The sequence below is a fragment of the Clostridium lentum genome (assembly GCF_014287815.1).
In the GTDB taxonomy this organism is placed as follows: Bacteria; Bacillota; Clostridia; order Clostridiales; family Clostridiaceae; genus Clostridium; species Clostridium lentum.
Window position 1 is genome coordinate 1 of record NZ_JACOOQ010000009.1, and the last position, 17,261, is coordinate 17,261.

The following is a 17,261-nucleotide window of genomic DNA, read 5'->3' on the forward strand; positions in this document are numbered from 1 at the left end:
TTATTTTCATATATTTTTAAGAACCCATGCCAGTGATCTTCTAGTATTATTTTTATTTTACCTTTTTTCATATGTAAAAACCTCTAATTTATAATTAATAAATTTAACATATTTAAAGGCTGAATGCTAGATAACATATAACTTTCAGCCATCGAAAATTTTATACTTTCCTGTACTTTAAAAAAAATAAAGACTACATTAAATTATTAATTCAATGTAGTCTTTATATATATTACATAGTTAACTTCTTATTCTTTAATACAAGTATAACATCTGATTTCTTAGCTAATTCCTTACTATGGGTAACAACTATTACACATTTTCCATGCTTATGTGCACTTGTTTTTAATATTTCTATAATTTCATCTTCTGTTCCACTATCTAAATTTCCTGTAGGCTCATCTGCTAATATTACTGGCGAATCTGCAACTAATGTTCTTGCAATAGCTACACGTTGTTGCTGTCCTCCTGACAATTGTAATACATTTCTATTAATTTCATCATCTTTTAATCCTAAATCATTTAATATTGATTTATCAGCTTTTGGATTAACTATTTTTAAATTTTCTAGTGGTGTCATATAATCTATTAAATTATAATTTTGAAAAATTAACGAAATATTATTTTTTCTATGTTTCTCATATCCCTTTATTTTTATATCTTCATTATTATAGAGAACTGCTCCACTTTTCGGCTCATCTAATCCAGCTAATAATGATAATAATGTTGATTTTCCTGAACCTGAAACACCTAATATAGTGTAAAATTTACCTTTTTCAAATTCCATACTTACATCACTTAAAACACTTTTTCCATTTTTATATGAATAATTTACTTTATTTAATGCTAAAATTGACATTTATCTCCCTCCTAGCTCATTTTTGATAATATTTCTTTTGGTTTTAATTTAATTATTGATGCTGATGATAGTAATACTGAAATTATTATAATACCAGTTCCTAAAATATACACATAAACTACTTCTTTAGCATCTACTTTTACATCAATTTCACTTACAGTATGAGTTAGCAAGTTACTATTAGGATCATTTCCTAAGTTAAATCCTCCAAATCCACTTTCAACATCTTGTACAGCTTGTTTACTTGCTTGATTAACTATTGCATTACCTATATTTTGTGAAATTACCTTACTTGAAAAATATGATGCTCCGAAAGCTAATACACTTATAAGTAATAATTCAATAATATATTGTGAAATAACATTAAACTTTGATACTCCAATTGAAAGTAATATTCCAGTTTCATGAATTCTTCCTTGAATCCAAAACGCTAAAATTAATGATAATACAACTACTCCTACTACAAATGCTCCAACTAAAATTATATTTACAATCTTACCTAAAGTATCGAATGACTTAGTTAAAGCTAAGAATGTATCTTGACTTCTTACTATTGTGTATTTATTCCAATCAGCTGAAATTTGCTTAACCTTTGGCAATACATTTTCAGCTTTATCACTTGTGTTAAATATAGCATTTGTATACTTAATATTTCCATCAGAGTATCCATATAAAGTTTTTAAAGTGTACATATCTGATATTATAAGATTTTCTGAAAGCTCTGTTTTATGTCCTGATCTTTCAGTATTTGCACTTTCAAATATTCCTACAATTTCAAATTCATATTCATCTGGTGACATTGAAGATACATTATAATCAACATTATTTTTAGTTCCTTTTATTTTATCTCCAACTTTTAAATTATTCTTTTCAGCTAAAGCCTTATGAATTAATACTTTGTTTTTATCACTTTCAACAATATGTCTTCCTTCTACCAGCTTAAATGATTTACTTATAAATTTAGTATCAAACTCTGTAGATGTATGACCTTCTACTGTAAAAAGTTTTTCATATTCAGAATCATCTTTATATTGAACTACATTCTTTTCTGCATCTATATGATTAAGATTTTTAAAATCTAATGCAGCTCCTTGAATTACTCCATCATATCCTTTAATTCCATCTACCTTTGAAATTTTATTAACCAAACTTTCTGGAACAGAATCATCCAAGTTTGATGCAAAATTAGATTGAACCTCAAATCTATTGTCTATATCTTTAATAGAATTTTCCTTTGCTATAGTTGCAGCTTTTTTAATTGAAATCCCACTTAAAACAGCTGTTGCTATTCCAAATAATATAAATAACATAATAAGACTTTTCATTTTTTTTCTTGTTATATATAATCTCGCTCTTTTAAATACATTCATTGTTTTTTCCTCCTCACTTAACTTAATCACATTTTATCAATGTAATATGAAATATTTATGAAATTAAATAACAATGTATATATATTTTTTAGTGCGACAGCTCTTTTTACTTAAATAATATTTTTATTATTAAAATCTATTTCAAATTTCATTCCATTTTTAATTGGTTTAAATGAATAAGTTAATTTGGTAGTTGTCAATATTTGCTGAACTATATATAATCCTAATCCATTTCCACCACTACTCTTATTTCTATCAAACTCAACTCTATAAAATGCTTCAAAAATATGTTCTAAATGCTCATTAGAAATAGGTGTACAGTCATTTTCTATAATAAGTTTATTATTTTTTATATAAATTCTTATTTCTTTTCCTTCATCAGTATAATTTACTGCATTAGAAATAATATTAGAAATAGCTTTTGTAAATAATTTTTCATCTATACTAATATTAAAAGAATCTTCTAAATTAATATTAATATTAATTTGTCTTGATTTAGCTATTAATTTATATGTATCTACTATTTCATTTACTATTTGTGATAAATCTATTATCTTTTCATTTTTATTATCTAGAGTATTAAGCCTTGAAGTATCTAAAATTTCTTGTACCATCTTACTTAATTGATTTACTACTTCCTTACATTTTTCTAAATATATATCATGATTTTTATACTTTCCAACACCAAGTATCATATTCTCAAGCATTATATGCATACTCATTAACGGTGTTTTAAGTTCATGTGATGCACTTCTTAAAAAATCCACTTTAATTTTTTCAGATTTACTTACATTTTCTATTTCCTCTTCTAATGATAGAATTGTATTTAATAAATTTTCATATAAATTATTTATGTTATATGCTAATATACCTATTTCATCTTCCGTTTCTACTTTGCAAAAAGCTCTCTTATTTAAGTTTTCCATTTCTTTTGTAACATCACAAATTTCTTTTATTGGAGTTGTAATTTTTTTAGAATATATATATGATGCTATTAATGCTATAAATAAGCTTACTAAAATAGAGTATGGTAATATTTTTAATATAACGTCTCTAGTTTCTGTAAATGCCTCTAAATCCATGGCCATTTGTATATTACCATTTATATCATTTATTGTCTTAAAGCTTTTACTTTTTATTATTGATGAATTATTTATATTAATATATTGATTAAAATCCTCTTCACTTTTAGAACCTGTGATACCTTCTTCATAATCTTTTATAATACTATCACTTTTTATATCTGGAAGTACTATTGTTTCATCACTAACTGAATTTTGATCTAAATATATATCAACATCTTCATGTCCTTGAAAAGTTTTCTTTTCTTCATTTAATGTTAATGAAATTTTAATATTATACTTTTCTGAAAAATTTTCAGCTAATTTAAATGACTTTTCTATATCAGCATCAACTTTATTTATTTCTTTAATTAAATCTTCAATAATATTATCGCTTTCTTTTTCTTTATTACTTATGTATACCTTTGGCAATCCTAAGTATATTAAAATATGTGAAATTATAATTATCATACTTATTAAAGCCATTGTAAATATGTATGTCTTTGAAAATAATTTTAATTTTTTCATTACATCTCCTCAAATTTATATCCAATTCCTTTAACTGTTATTATACAATCCAACTCTAATTTTTTTCTAATATTTTTAATATATACATCAATTACCCTATCATTTGGTGATTCTTCAATATTCCATATATTATCTAATATTTGAGTTCTTGTTAAAACTTTTCCACTATATTTTAATAATAATTCCAATAATTTTATTTCTTTAGGTTTTAAATCTATATTGTTACCGTTCTTTTTTGCTGAATATCCTTCAAAATCAATTTCAATATCTTTATAATACCATTTTTTACTTTCATCATCTTTTAATCTTCTTCTAAGTAAAGCTTCTATTCTTTTATGTAGCAATATTATTGAAAATGGTTTTGTAATATAGTCATCTGCTTTTTCATCAAAACTCATAATTTGAGTATAATCATCACTCATTGCGGTTAGCATAATTACAGGAACATTACTTTCTTCTCTAATTTTATTTAACACAATAAATCCATTGGCTTTTGGTAACATTATATCTAAAATTACTAAATCAAATTTATTTTTATTAAATATTTCTATTGCTTGCATTCCATCTTCAGCACTTATAACATTGTAACCAACTTCTGATAAGTATTCACTTACCCCTTCTCTTATATCCACTTCATCTTCAACTATTAATATATTAACTTTCAAATTTCTTCACCTCATAAAATATAATTATTAAAGTTTAATTTATGATATATATGGCAAAATTAAATTAAATTCTGTTCCTTCATTTAGTTTACTTTTTACTTTAATTTCCCCACCATGAAGTTTTATAACTGATTGAGTTAATGATAATCCTAGTCCAACTCCATTATCTGAATATGTATTAATTCCTTCACATCTATAAAAAGGTTTAAAAATTTCTTCATACTCCTCTTCTTTTATACCTTTTCCAGTATCTATAATCTTTACTTTAATAATATTATAATCCTCACTACATAATATATTTACAGTTCCATTAATTTTGTTATATTTAATAGCATTTTCAATTACATTATAAAATGCTCTATATAACATAATTTCATTTCCCTTTATTTTACTCTTTATATTATTTGTATTTAATTTTAATTGTATATTTTTTTTATCAGCAATAATATCCAAGTCATCTACTATATCTTCTAATATTTCACTTATACTAACACTTTCATTTAAAGGTGCATTCTCTTGCTTTATTATATCTAACATTGTTTCTATTATTAAGTTCATCTTTAATATTGATTTTTCTACAATTGCTAATGTTTTATCATATTCTTCTATGCTTTTACAATTGCTTCTTTTTAAAACATCTATATTAGTTTTAATCACAGCTAATGGCGTTTTTAATTCATGGGCCACGCTAGAATTAAATCTCTTTTGGGATGTAAAAGCATTTTCTAATTTTGCTATCATTTTATTAAAAGAAATTGTAAGTTCCTTAATTTCATCATTAGGGCCTTTAACACTTAAGTTAGAAGTTAAATTATCCTCATTTATTTTTTTTATATTTTTATTTAATTCCACAATTGGAATTAAAGCATTATTTACTACAAAATAAGTGCACATACCTCCAATTATTACTACTAAAATAAATGTTGTTATTGAAAGCCAGTAAATTCTTGATGTTGTTTCCTCTATAGCAGATTCTATTGATATATTATCAATTTCAGCTTTAAAATCACTATTTAAATCTATTTTAACATCTCCTGTATTTGAATTAATTACTCCTTTTAACTGTGGAACTGTATGCCTTACATCATAATTAATACTAAAAACAAGAATTCCACTAGTTATTGTCATTATTAATATAGTAAATAATGTAAGCTTCCATTTTAATTTTATCTTTATATTATTCACTAGTGTCTCCTCCAAATAAATATCCTACTCCCTTAATAGTTTTAATCATATTTTCATTGCCACTAACAGCTGTTAATTTTTTTCTAAGAGAATATACATGAACTCTTATTACTGTTGTGAAAGGATCTGCATTTTCATCCCAAACATGATTTATTAATTCTTCTGAGCTTATAATTTTATCTTTATTTTGAACTAAATATTTTAAAAGTGAATATTCTTTTAGTGTTAAATTAATAGCTTCATCATCATATGTAACCTTATGTTTCGATAAATCTATGGATAATTTTCCTTCATTTATAATTGAAGGTTTACTGGCAAATTCTCTTCTTAGAAGAGCTCTTATCCTTGCTGTTAACTCCAAAAAATCAAATGGCTTCACTAAATAATCATTAGCCCCTAAATCTAAACCTTTTATTCTATCTTCAATTTCTCTATTTGCGGATACAATTATCACTCTTGTATTTATATCACTTTCTCTAAGTTTTTCTAATATATAAAATCCGTCTACACCTGGAAGATTTATATCTAAAACTAATAAATCATATGTGTTCACACTTAAAAATTCTAAAGCCTCTTCTCCATCAATTGCTACATCAACTGCATAACCTTCATTTTTTAACCCTCTCTGTAAAGCATGTACTATATCAGCTTCATCTTCTACAATTAATAATCTCATAACATAATTTCTCCTATTTTATTTAATAAAATAACTCCATATCATTCGATATGGAGTTATTTATTAATTATAATATAAAAATTATAATTATACTACAGGGGTTTTTAATATTATTATAAATATTTTTATTTTTTTGTTTATTCAAAGCCAGCAGCTTTTACTTCTTCTCTAAATTTTTCATCAAATCCAGTTATATCTACCTTTTGTCCATTAACTGTTAATCCTAATCCATTTTTTAAATTTGCTAAATCTTCTTCACTTAATTCAAAAGAAATATCCTCATCACTTCCTTCATTGCTATATGAACTACTACTTGAGTTATTATAAGAATTATTATATTTATTGCTATATGAATTACTATACGAATTACTATTTGCAATTTCTTTATCAACATTATTCTGTGTATTTCCATTACTGCTATATGAACTTGTAGTTTTATTATTTGCTTTGCTTACTTCTTTATTACTTGCTCTACCTCCTACAAAGCCTAGTAATCCTACTATTGCTAATGATACTACTCCAAATATTACTGATCTTTTCATAATTTATCATCCTTCCTTACTCAAAAACTTTTCTGATAACTTAACTCTTTTAATACTTTTAAACTGTCTTGTTTTTTTAGTTATCCTTTCTATGTTTTTATGATAACAAATCCAATGTAAAATCATTGTTAATTTTAAAAGAAATTATAATTTTTTAAATTTAATATTTACTAACTCATTTTTGATAATATTTCCTTTGGTTTTAATCTAATTATTGACACAGAAGATAATAATACTGAAATAATTATAATTCCACTTCCTATAACATATACATAAATTAATTCTTTAAATTCTACCTTTACATCAATCTCATCTATAGTACGCGTTGCTAAAGACGAATTAGAATCATTTCCTATATTATTTCCTCCAAAACCATTTTGCACTTCTTGCACTGCTTGTTTACTAGCTTGATTAATTATTGCATTCCCTATATTTTGTGAAATTGCTTTACTTGAAAAATAAGATGATCCAAAAGCTATTAAACTTATGATTAATAATTCAATAATATATTGAGATATAATATTAAATTTTGATACGCCAATAGAAAGTAATATTCCTGTTTCATGAATTCTTCCTTGAATCCAGAATATTAAAACTAATGAAAGTACTAATACTCCTGCAATAATAGCTCCAATTAAAACAATATTTATAATTTTATCTAAAACCTCAAATGTCTTACTTAAAGCTAAAAAAGTATCTTCACTTTTTTCTATTGTATACTTGCTCCAATCTTCAGAAATCTTCTTAACTTGTGATATTACATCTTCTACATTACTACTTGTGTTAAATACAGCATTTGTATATTGAATATTTCCATCTGAGTAACTATATAACGCTTTCAAAGTATTAATGTCTGATATTATAAGATTTTCTGGAATTTCTAATTTACTTCCTACACTCTCATCATTTTCACTTTCAAAAATACCTACAATCTCAAGTTCATATTCATTTTTAGAAATACTTGTTGCTTTATAATCTAATGTACTCTTAGTTGCTTTTAATATATCTCCAACTTTTAAGTTATTTTTCTCAGCTAGGGACTTATGTATTAATACTTTTCCATTATCTGTACTAACAATATGTCTTCCTTCAACTAATTTAAGTGATTTACTTACAAACTTAGTATCAAGTTCTGTAGAAACATGTCCCTCTACAGAAAAAAGATTATTATATCTTTCATCTTTATATTGAATTGTACTTTTTTTAGGCTCTACATAATCAAGTTCCTTAAAATCTAAACCTGCACCTTGAATCATTCCATCATAGCTTTTTATACCATTTACATTTAAAATTTTATTTATCAAACTTTCAGGAACTGTTCCATCAAAATTTGTTCCAAGATTAGCTTTAACTTCAAATTTATTAGCTATCTGGCTACTTAAATCTTGTTTAGTTAAATTTGTTGCCTTTTTAATTGAAATACCACTTAAAACTGCAGTTGCCATACCAAATAATATTAATAACATAATAATACTTTTTACTTTTTTTCTTGTTATATATAATATTGCCCTTTTAAATATACTCATATTGTATTCCTCCTAGATTAATTACTTCAAGAATATTATATATATTAAATATGAAATATTTATGAAATATACAATTTATTTTTACTTTATTTTTTATAAAAAATGATAAGGTCTATATTTTAATAAACCTTATCACCTTTAATATATTTTATTAGATTCTCAAAATAAATTTATTTTTTCTTATTTTTACCTAACAATAAACTACCTGCTGCTATAGTAAATGCTCCTATATATCCTAACAAGCTTCTTTTTCCTGTTTCAGGTAATTTATCTTTTTTACTATCTTCCATTTTTATTTGATTATTTAAATTTTCTTTGTTATTTGGTCTGTTATCATCACCCGGTTTACTCTCATCACCTGGTTTATTTCCATCACCTGGTTTATTTTCATCACCTGGTTTATTTTCATCACCTGGTTTATTTTCATCACCCGGTTTATTTCCATCACCTGGTTTATTCTCATCACCTGGTTTATTTTCATCACCTGGTTTATTTTCATCACCTGGTTTATTTTCATCACCTGGTTTATTTTCATCACCTGGTTTATTCTCATCACCTGGTTTATTCTCATCATCTATTTTAGATATAACTTCCTCTAATTTTGATTCAAATACGCTTACATTATCTAATTCTTTTGATATTCTTAATTCTATGTATGCTTCATCATTAGATTCATTTTTAATAGTTCTTACAACTCTTGAAACCAATGATGTGTTTTTAACTTTTATTTTATAAACTATAAAGTCTCCATCTATTCGTTTTTCTTCTAATAATGCATCTAATTCTTTAATGCTATTTAAAAATCCAGTAAATTTTTCTAAGCTTATATTTTGTACTTCCATTTGTAATGGAGATTCTTTTTCTCCTGAACCTGTTATAGCTGAAACAACATTTGTATCTATAATATTAGTAACAAAATCTACTACATTGTTTTCATATTCTTCTATATTTATAGTAAAAGTATCAATTTTATTGCTACCATCTTTAGTTTTTGCTGTTATAGTTACTTGTCCCTTTGCCTTTGCTGTTACTTTAACACTATTTCCTGTAACTTCTATTGATGCTATGCTCTCATTATTTACTGACCATTCTACTTCTTGTATATCTGCCTCTGCATTTACAATTGCAGTAAATACTTTATTACTTCCTACATATAAACTATTAATTTTATTATTTATAGTTATACTTTGTGCCAATGAACTACCTTTTTTAACAATTACAGTTATTGTCTTAATTGCTGATGCACCTTTACTATCTGTTACTTTATATGTAACTTCATATGTTCCTGCTTCTTTCATATTTACTGTATTCTTTATTATATTTGCTTCAGTTAATACGATTTTTCCATCTTCATCATCTTCTGCTGTAACTCCTGCTAATGGATTAAATTCATCTCCAACCTGTAATACTTTATCTTCTGCTTTTATTGTTGGTACTTTATTTAACTGTTCAATCCTTGGATTTACTGTTACTGTTATTGTCTTAACTGCTGATGCGCCTTTGCTATCTGTTACTTTATATGTAACTTCATATGTTCCTACTTCTTTCATATTTACTGTATTCTTTATTATATTTGCTTCAGTTAATACGATTTTTCCATCTTCATCATCTTCTGCTGTAACTCCTGCTAATGGGTTAAATTCATCTCCAACCTGTAATACTTTATCTTCTGCTTTTATTGTTGGTGCATGATTTAGTTCTGTAGAATTTAAAATCCACTTTGCATATAGTGTTACATTATGCGCTGGTACTTTATCTGTTTCGAAGTCCCAAGGATTTTCGCATTGCTGTTCTTTATACCATCCAGCAAATGTATATCCAGCTTTTGTTGGTTCTTGTGGCTTTTTAATCTTTTCATCAAATTTAGTGCTTTGTCCTTTTACCTCACTTCCACCTTGTGAGTTAAATACTACATCATAGCTATTTTTTGTCCACTTTGCATATAATGTTACATTACTTGCTGGTACTTTATCCGTTGCGAAGTCCCAAGGATTTTCGCATTGCTGTTCTTTATACCATCCAGCAAATGTATATCCAGCTTTTGTTGGTTCTTGTGGCTTTTTAATCTTTTCATCAAATTTAGTGCTTTGTCCTTTTACCTCACTTCCACCTTGTGAGTTAAATACTACATCATAGCTATTTTTTGTCCACTTTGCATATAATGTTACATTACTTGCTGGTACTTTATCCGTTGCGAAGTCCCAAGGATTTTCGCATTGCTCTTCTTTATACCATCCAGCAAATGTATATCCAGCTTTTGTTGGTTCTTGTGGTTTTTCAATCTTTTCATCAAATTTAGCGCTTTGCCATTTTACCTCACTTCCACCTTGTGAGTTAAATACTACATCATAGCTATTTTTTGTCCATTTTGCATATAATGTTACATTATGCGCTGGTACTTTATCTGTTTCGAAATCCCAAGGATTTTCGCATTGCTCTTCTTTATACCATCCAGTAAATGTATATCCAGCTTTTGTTGGTTCTTGTGGCTTTTTAATCTTTTCATCAAATTTAGCGCTTTGTCCTTTTACCTCATTTCCACCTTGTGAGTTAAATACTACATCATAGCTATTTTTTGTCCACTTTGCATATAGTGTTACATTACTTGCTGGTACTTTATCCGTTGTGAAGTCCCAAGGATTTTCGCATTGCTCTTCTTTATACCATCCAGCAAATGTATATCCAGCCTTTGTTGGTTCTTGTGGTTTTTCAATCTTTTCATCAAATTTAGCGCTTTGTCCTTTTACCTCACTTCCACCTTGTGAGTTAAATACTACATCATAGCTATTTTTTGTCCATTTTGCATATAATGTTATGTCATCTTCCTTTACACTATCATTTTCAAAATCCCATTCAGTTGTAAAGTTTGTATCTGTATACCAACCTTCAAATGTATACCCGTTTCTTATTGGATCATCAATTTTATTTATTAATGTATCTTTTCCTACTGAAAAATAGGCTTTATTTATATCTACGTTATCTTTTTGATGACCACCATTAAAATCAAATGTAACAACTGATTCTTCATTATTATACAATTTAATTACATGAATAAATTCTTTACCAGTTAAAGTATCTGTAAGTATAATTTTATAATCTCCTACAGGTAAGTTTGGATTATATATTTCAATAATCATTTCATTTTGCATTTCAGAAACTTCAAGATACATATCATCTTCTGATACTTCTTGTCCATCTACCCCTAAAATTTTATAATCAAATATTGGAGTGTATTCTAGTAAATTATCATTTATATCTTTAAATACTAAATTATAAACTTCTTCTCTATAATTACTTAAATCAATTCTATTTTCTCCTTCTATTTCCACTTTATCTAATTTAGGCTTATCTGTAACTCTAGTAATCCATTGTTTTTTATTATCAACATTTTCACACTTTAATTCATACATTGTTTGATTCCAATATGGCTTAAACATTACTTGTCCAGTAGAATTATTAGATGCAGAAATATATTTATGATCTACTAATATCATTCCTGAAGTTTGTGCATCATTTCCCTCTGTTCTTAATTCAAGTGTTCCATTTAATGCACCTTCTACATTGATTGATCCACTTTCAGAAAAAATTATCTTTGATGAATTTTCACCTAAAAGGTTACCTTTAATATCTAATGTATTTGTTTTAGATGATATATCTAATTTACTATCTCCTAATAAACTTAAACTTCCATTAACTTCATCAAAATTAGATTCATCATTTATTTTAATACTACTATTGTTTAATGTAATGTCTTTAAAACCTAAAATAGTTGTTCCAGCCATACCATTATGGTTATTTAAAGTTAAATTAGCTTGCCCAAGATTACTTGCTTTCTTAAAACTATTAGCAAAAATATTTCCAATACTAATATTAATATTTCCATTTACACCACCATTTACTCCATTGGCATAAATATCTTCTAATATTTTAACTCCACTATTTAGCTTTAATGTTACATTTCCAGTATAATTCCCTGTATAACTTCCAGCATAAATATTTTCAAAAATAGTATTTTTTCCTGTTGTATTATCTACTACTAATTCTGAATCATTATTATTTATACTTTCAGATGAACTACCATATACTGTTGGCCAACTCTTTTCTGTTGAACTTTCAACTGAAACATTATTCATAACTAACTTATGACCATTTAAAAATATTCCTCTATTATCTACAGACACTCCTGGAAAAGACCATGCAAAATTTTTCAGTACAACATCCGCTTCTAATTGAAATGAAGTTCTAGAGTTTAATGTAGCATCTGTTCCTTCCATACCTTCAATAGTAATATTTTTTTTACATATAAATGGAGCTGCTCCATCACTTCCTTGCCCAAGAATAGTTACATTTCCATTTAAAACAATTGTATCTCCGTCCTTTGCTTGTTCATAAGCAGTACTAAAACTTTTATATGGATTACTTTCAGATCCATTTTCTACTCCATCATGAATTTGTTTAACATATATTTTTTTCCCAGTACTTTGATGATTCTCTAATAAAACACTTTTATTAAATTCATCATTACTTGTAATTAATTCTGAGGCATTAGCTATAGTTATATTGTTAGCCAAAACTGTAATTACACTTGATGCTGCTAATACTTTTTTACTATATTTTTTCATATGATTAATTACTATATATCAAAATATAATTTATATTTTGATATATAGCCCCCTTTCTTATAATTTAAACTATATATACTCAATATTTTTATATTCGTTAAGTCTAACAATATCTGAATATTTTTCTATAGTTAATTTTTAGCCACTCGTTAATAATCTTTATGCTATGCTTACCTGTACTCTGTTATCAAGCTCATTATACCCCATATTATGTTTAGGTTATAAACTTACATATTCAATTTTTATATAATATTTTAACTTGGTAAACTTATTATAAATTCAGAACCCTTATTAATTTCACTATAAACTTCTATTTCTCCTCCATGAGCATTTACTATTGATTTTGCTATTGTAAGTCCTACTCCAACGCCTTTCTCATTAGCACCTCTTGATTTATCTAATCTATAAAAACGTTCAAATATATTCTTGTATTCACTTTTTGGTATACCAATTCCACTATCTTTAATACTTATATTGATACTATTATTTTTCTTAAAAACTTTAATATATATCGAATTATTTCCATTATTATATTTAATAGCATTAGATAATATATTTATAATTACTTGAGCAAATTTTTCTTTATCAATTAATGCCTCTATATTTTCTAATTGATATTTAATTACTATATTTTTTTCTAGAGCTTTACCTTCATAATTATAAGCAATAGATTTTATGTAATTTTTCAAATTAACTATTTCTTTATTTAAATTATCTTTTCCACTATAAAATTTAGCTAACTTTCTTAATTCATCAACAAGATTTGTAATTCTTTTTACTTCTTCATTTATACTATTAAGCCTTTCATTAGTAGGTTCCCAAATCCCTACAATAATTGCATCTAAATGACCTTTTATACTTGTAAGTGGTGTCCTTAGTTCATGAGCTATATCACCAGTTAATTGCTTTCTTAAATTTTCTTGATCATTTAACTCATTGGATAACTTATTTATAGAATTTATTAAATCATCAATTTCCATTATATTACTCTTGTAATTTAATTTATTTTTATAATTTCCCTCACCTATATATTTTGTCATTTTTGAAACCTTAGAGATAGGTTTAGCTATTGATCTGGATATTATTATTGAAATTATTATAATACTGGATATTGAAATAACTCCTATTATAATTATAATCCTATTTATAGCATTAAAAAATTCAACATCATTTTCCATATAATAAGTAGATGCATAATGACCTATATACGCATACCCCACTAAAATATTACTCTCATCATCATTAATATCAACTTTTAACTCTTCAAAATAATTATCCCATTGCTTTTCTATACTCTTCATATTTTTGCTTATATCATTTAAAGTTTTATCTGATAATACTTTTTCATCTTCAAATACACTCCATACCTTATTATCATTTTTATCATATATTTCAATTGCAATACCTTTTCTAATAGCTTCTATTCCTAAATTCTCTATAAACTCAGTATTCCAACTTTCATTTGTATATAGGTTTTTTAAGTCAAATTCAATTAAGTGATTTACTTCTACTTTATTGCTATCATCAACATACTTTTCAAAAGAATCTTTAAAAATTGTATTAACAAACAACTTTATTGATAAAATTGTTGCAATCATAATAAGTGTGAAAGATATTATAAGTTTGCTATTTATTGACTTTAATTTACTTTTGTAATCCAAACCTATATCCTACCCCATAAACAGTTTGAATTATTTTAGGATTCCTTGAATCCTCTTCTATTTTTTGTCTTAAATTTTTTATATGGCTGTCTATAGCTCGATCACCTTTTTCATAATATCCCTCAATAGTACTTTCTAGTAACTTTTCTCTTGAATATATTTTTTTAGGATTATTTATTAATGTAAGTAATATTTTATATTCAGTATTTGTTAATATAACTTCTTTTCCCTTAACCTTAACTTCATGAGTTGAAGTATTTACTTCTAATTCTTCCCCATACTTTATTATTTCATTGTCATAACTAGTAATATTACATCTTTTCAAAACTGCTTTAACTCTCAATATTAATTCACTTATATTAAAAGGCTTACAAATGTAATCATCGCACCCTAAATGAAATCCATCAATCTTATCTTCATCTTCAATTTTAGCTGTTAACATAATTATAGGAACTTGTGATTTACTTCTTATATATTTACATATTTCTTCCCCACTCACATATGGAAGCATTCTATCTAATATTATTAAATCATATTTTTTTGAATTTATTTTATCTATAGCACTTTTACCATCATAAGCAACATCTGCATAATATCCTTCATTATCTAAAAAAGCCTTTATAAATTCACATATTTTTTCTTCATCATCAACTATTAATATATTAGTCATTGTTACCCTCCAAAAAGTTTTTTCTTTTATTTTATAACTATTTTTTTATAACATTTAAAAAGTTGCCCTTAAATATATCTTAAAGACAACTTTTTATAACTATTATATTCCTAAAAGTATTTTTGCAAAAGTAAAATAAACAATTAATGCAAAGGCATCTACTATTGTTGTAATAAGAGGACTTGCCATTATTGCTGGGTCTAAGTTTAGTTTTTTTGATATTATAGGTAAAATTCCTCCTACAACTTTAGCTAACACTATAGTAAAAAATAAACTTACACATACTGTAAGTGAAACCATAAATCCTGCACTAGTAAAGAAATATAACCTTAAGAAATTAACTGATGATAAAATACTAGCAACAACTATACTTACTTTAAATTCTTTAAATATTACTTTAAAAATATCTTTTGTTGTTATTTCTCCAAGTGCTAATCCTCTTATAATCAACGTAGATGATTGAGAACCTGAATTTCCACCAGTATCCATAAGCATTGGAATAAATGATGCTAATATTACTACTGATTGAAGAACATCTTCAAAGCCTTGAATTATTGCTCCAGTAACTGTTGCAGATATCATTAATATTAAAAGCCATACTATTCTATTTTTTGCTAATGTCCAAACTGAAGTTTTTAAATATAGTTGTTCAGTTTTCTCAATAGTATCCATCTTTTGTTTAGATTTTTTATCTAAATGTTGACTTAATTCACTCATTTTGTTTTCTTGAACTGCTCTTAATAATTCTTGTGCCATAATTTCCTCCTTTAGAGTTCATATATACACAAGTAAATTAGTAAGATTATTTAAATTTAAAACATTGTGCCATATATGAACTACTTATCCTATTTAATATTTTTATTTCATTATTTCCTAGAGGTATATCATCCATATAAATCACACTCCTTAATCAGTTTACTTCTTAAGTTTACAAAACAATTGTGGAGAAATTATGAGCTTTTCATTTTAATTCTAGCTGATTTTTCATCTATATTATACAACCTGCTAATACCATTATTGATTAAAACTATTCCTAACATCTTTATTCATAACCTATACTACTAATATTTACGTATAGATAACTCTTTGGAGTTTAAAAATTTCTTTCTTACAAAGTTATGACATAAATTTATTGCACTTTCTATATTTTGAGTCAAATTCCCCAAAACTCTTAATACAAATCCACTTACTTCAAGTTCTGATATTCCAAAATAAATTGGCAAATTTAAATTATTAATATTATTTCTTAAATTCTCAAGAATTTCCACATTAATATTTTTATTTATTACAAGTAATGTTCCAAAGTTTTGATATCCTTCAAAAAAGCCTAATTTAGTAACATCATCTTCTTTTGGATTTACTAATAAATTATCTAATAAAACTATTTTATTATTTACATATACCTTTGTTTTTAACTGTACATTGCTATATTGAAATTCTTCTCCTTCTTTTGACCATCCAGATGTAATTCCATCACTATATATGAGCGTTGCACTTTCATCCATATAAATATTGTTTACCTGCTTATAAATTGCATCTTTATATAATATTACACTATCTGTTATATACTCTAAGATGCTGTTTTTCTCTAAACTTATTAACGTTTCTTGTTCAGTTTTCTCTCCATGTATACATTTATATACTTTTGTAGAGGCTTGAGTTGTTATAATTGATCTTGCATCTTCCTTTAGATTAATGCTGTATTTATATTTTTCACCTTCAACATATCCTCCTCCAAGGCCAACTATAAAATAAGTTGAAATTTTTTCACTATCAAGATGAATGGTTGGAGATAATTTTATTAGACCATCAAATCTTTTTTCACTTATAACAGTTTTATCATTCTTTTTCTCCAATACTATTTCAAATTCTCCTGCATACTTACTGTTACTCATA

12 protein-coding genes and 1 pseudogene are annotated in these 17,261 nt (G+C 25.7%); all 13 read right to left on the reverse strand.

The features are described from left to right. Nucleotides 1–232 precede the first annotated feature (232 nt). The 13 genes and pseudogenes from H8R92_RS06410 to H8R92_RS06470 all read right to left on the reverse strand — a co-directional run bounded on the left by H8R92_RS06410 (nucleotide 233) and on the right by H8R92_RS06470 (nucleotide 17,260). Nucleotides 233–859 carry an ABC transporter ATP-binding protein gene (locus H8R92_RS06410; protein ID WP_022167002.1) on the reverse strand — a complete coding sequence of 209 codons (627 nt, stop codon included), beginning with the start codon at nucleotides 857–859 and terminating at the stop codon, nucleotides 233–235. Nucleotides 860–870: 11 nt separating this feature from the next. Continuing rightward, nucleotides 871–2,229, reverse strand: a complete 1,359-nt coding sequence (locus H8R92_RS06415) for an ABC transporter permease (RefSeq protein ID WP_022167001.1) — start codon at nucleotides 2,227–2,229, stop codon at nucleotides 871–873. A gap of 110 nt (nucleotides 2,230–2,339) precedes the next feature. Further along, nucleotides 2,340–3,818, reverse strand: coding sequence for a sensor histidine kinase (locus H8R92_RS06420; protein WP_022211924.1), 1,479 nt, complete (start codon nucleotides 3,816–3,818; stop codon nucleotides 2,340–2,342). Further along, nucleotides 3,818–4,483 (reverse strand): response regulator transcription factor, encoded by a 666-nt coding sequence (locus H8R92_RS06425; protein WP_022166999.1) that lies wholly within the window; start codon nucleotides 4,481–4,483, stop codon nucleotides 3,818–3,820. Before H8R92_RS06425 ends, H8R92_RS06420 begins: the two co-directional genes overlap by 1 nt. A gap of 39 nt (nucleotides 4,484–4,522) precedes the next feature. Next, a complete protein-coding gene (locus tag H8R92_RS13505; RefSeq protein WP_022166998.1) occupies nucleotides 4,523–5,668 on the reverse strand; it encodes a sensor histidine kinase in 1,146 nt (381 codons plus the stop codon). Next, nucleotides 5,661–6,344 carry a response regulator transcription factor gene (locus H8R92_RS06435; RefSeq protein ID WP_022211925.1) on the reverse strand — a complete coding sequence of 228 codons (684 nt, stop codon included), beginning with the start codon at nucleotides 6,342–6,344 and terminating at the stop codon, nucleotides 5,661–5,663. Before H8R92_RS06435 ends, H8R92_RS13505 begins: the two co-directional genes overlap by 8 nt. Before the next feature lie 137 nt (nucleotides 6,345–6,481). Then, the gene (locus tag H8R92_RS06440; RefSeq protein ID WP_022211926.1) at nucleotides 6,482–6,886 is read right to left on the reverse strand and encodes a hypothetical protein; all 405 of its coding nucleotides are present in this window, start codon (nucleotides 6,884–6,886) and stop codon (nucleotides 6,482–6,484) included. Nucleotides 6,887–7,056: 170 nt separating this feature from the next. Beyond that, on the reverse strand, nucleotides 7,057–8,412 hold the full coding sequence (locus tag H8R92_RS06445; RefSeq protein WP_022166995.1) for an ABC transporter permease: 1,356 nt from the start codon (nucleotides 8,410–8,412) through the stop codon (nucleotides 7,057–7,059). Nucleotides 8,413–8,582: 170 nt separating this feature from the next. After that, on the reverse strand, nucleotides 8,583–13,034 hold the full coding sequence (locus H8R92_RS06450; RefSeq protein ID WP_186835017.1) for an InlB B-repeat-containing protein: 4,452 nt from the start codon (nucleotides 13,032–13,034) through the stop codon (nucleotides 8,583–8,585). Between the two features lie 254 nt (nucleotides 13,035–13,288). Continuing rightward, entirely contained in the window at nucleotides 13,289–14,632 is a 1,344-nt protein-coding gene (locus tag H8R92_RS06455) for a sensor histidine kinase (protein ID WP_186835018.1), read from the reverse strand. Nucleotides 14,633–14,678: 46 nt separating this feature from the next. Next, nucleotides 14,679–15,365 (reverse strand): response regulator transcription factor, encoded by a 687-nt coding sequence (locus H8R92_RS06460; RefSeq protein ID WP_186835019.1) that lies wholly within the window; start codon nucleotides 15,363–15,365, stop codon nucleotides 14,679–14,681. 102 nt (nucleotides 15,366–15,467) lie between these two features. After that, nucleotides 15,468–16,016 (reverse strand): annotated as a pseudogene (locus H8R92_RS06465) (magnesium transporter); the annotation flags it as partial. A gap of 410 nt (nucleotides 16,017–16,426) precedes the next feature. Continuing rightward, entirely contained in the window at nucleotides 16,427–17,260 is an 834-nt protein-coding gene (locus tag H8R92_RS06470; RefSeq protein WP_186835020.1) for an urease accessory protein UreD, read from the reverse strand. Nucleotide 17,261 lies beyond the last annotated feature (1 nt).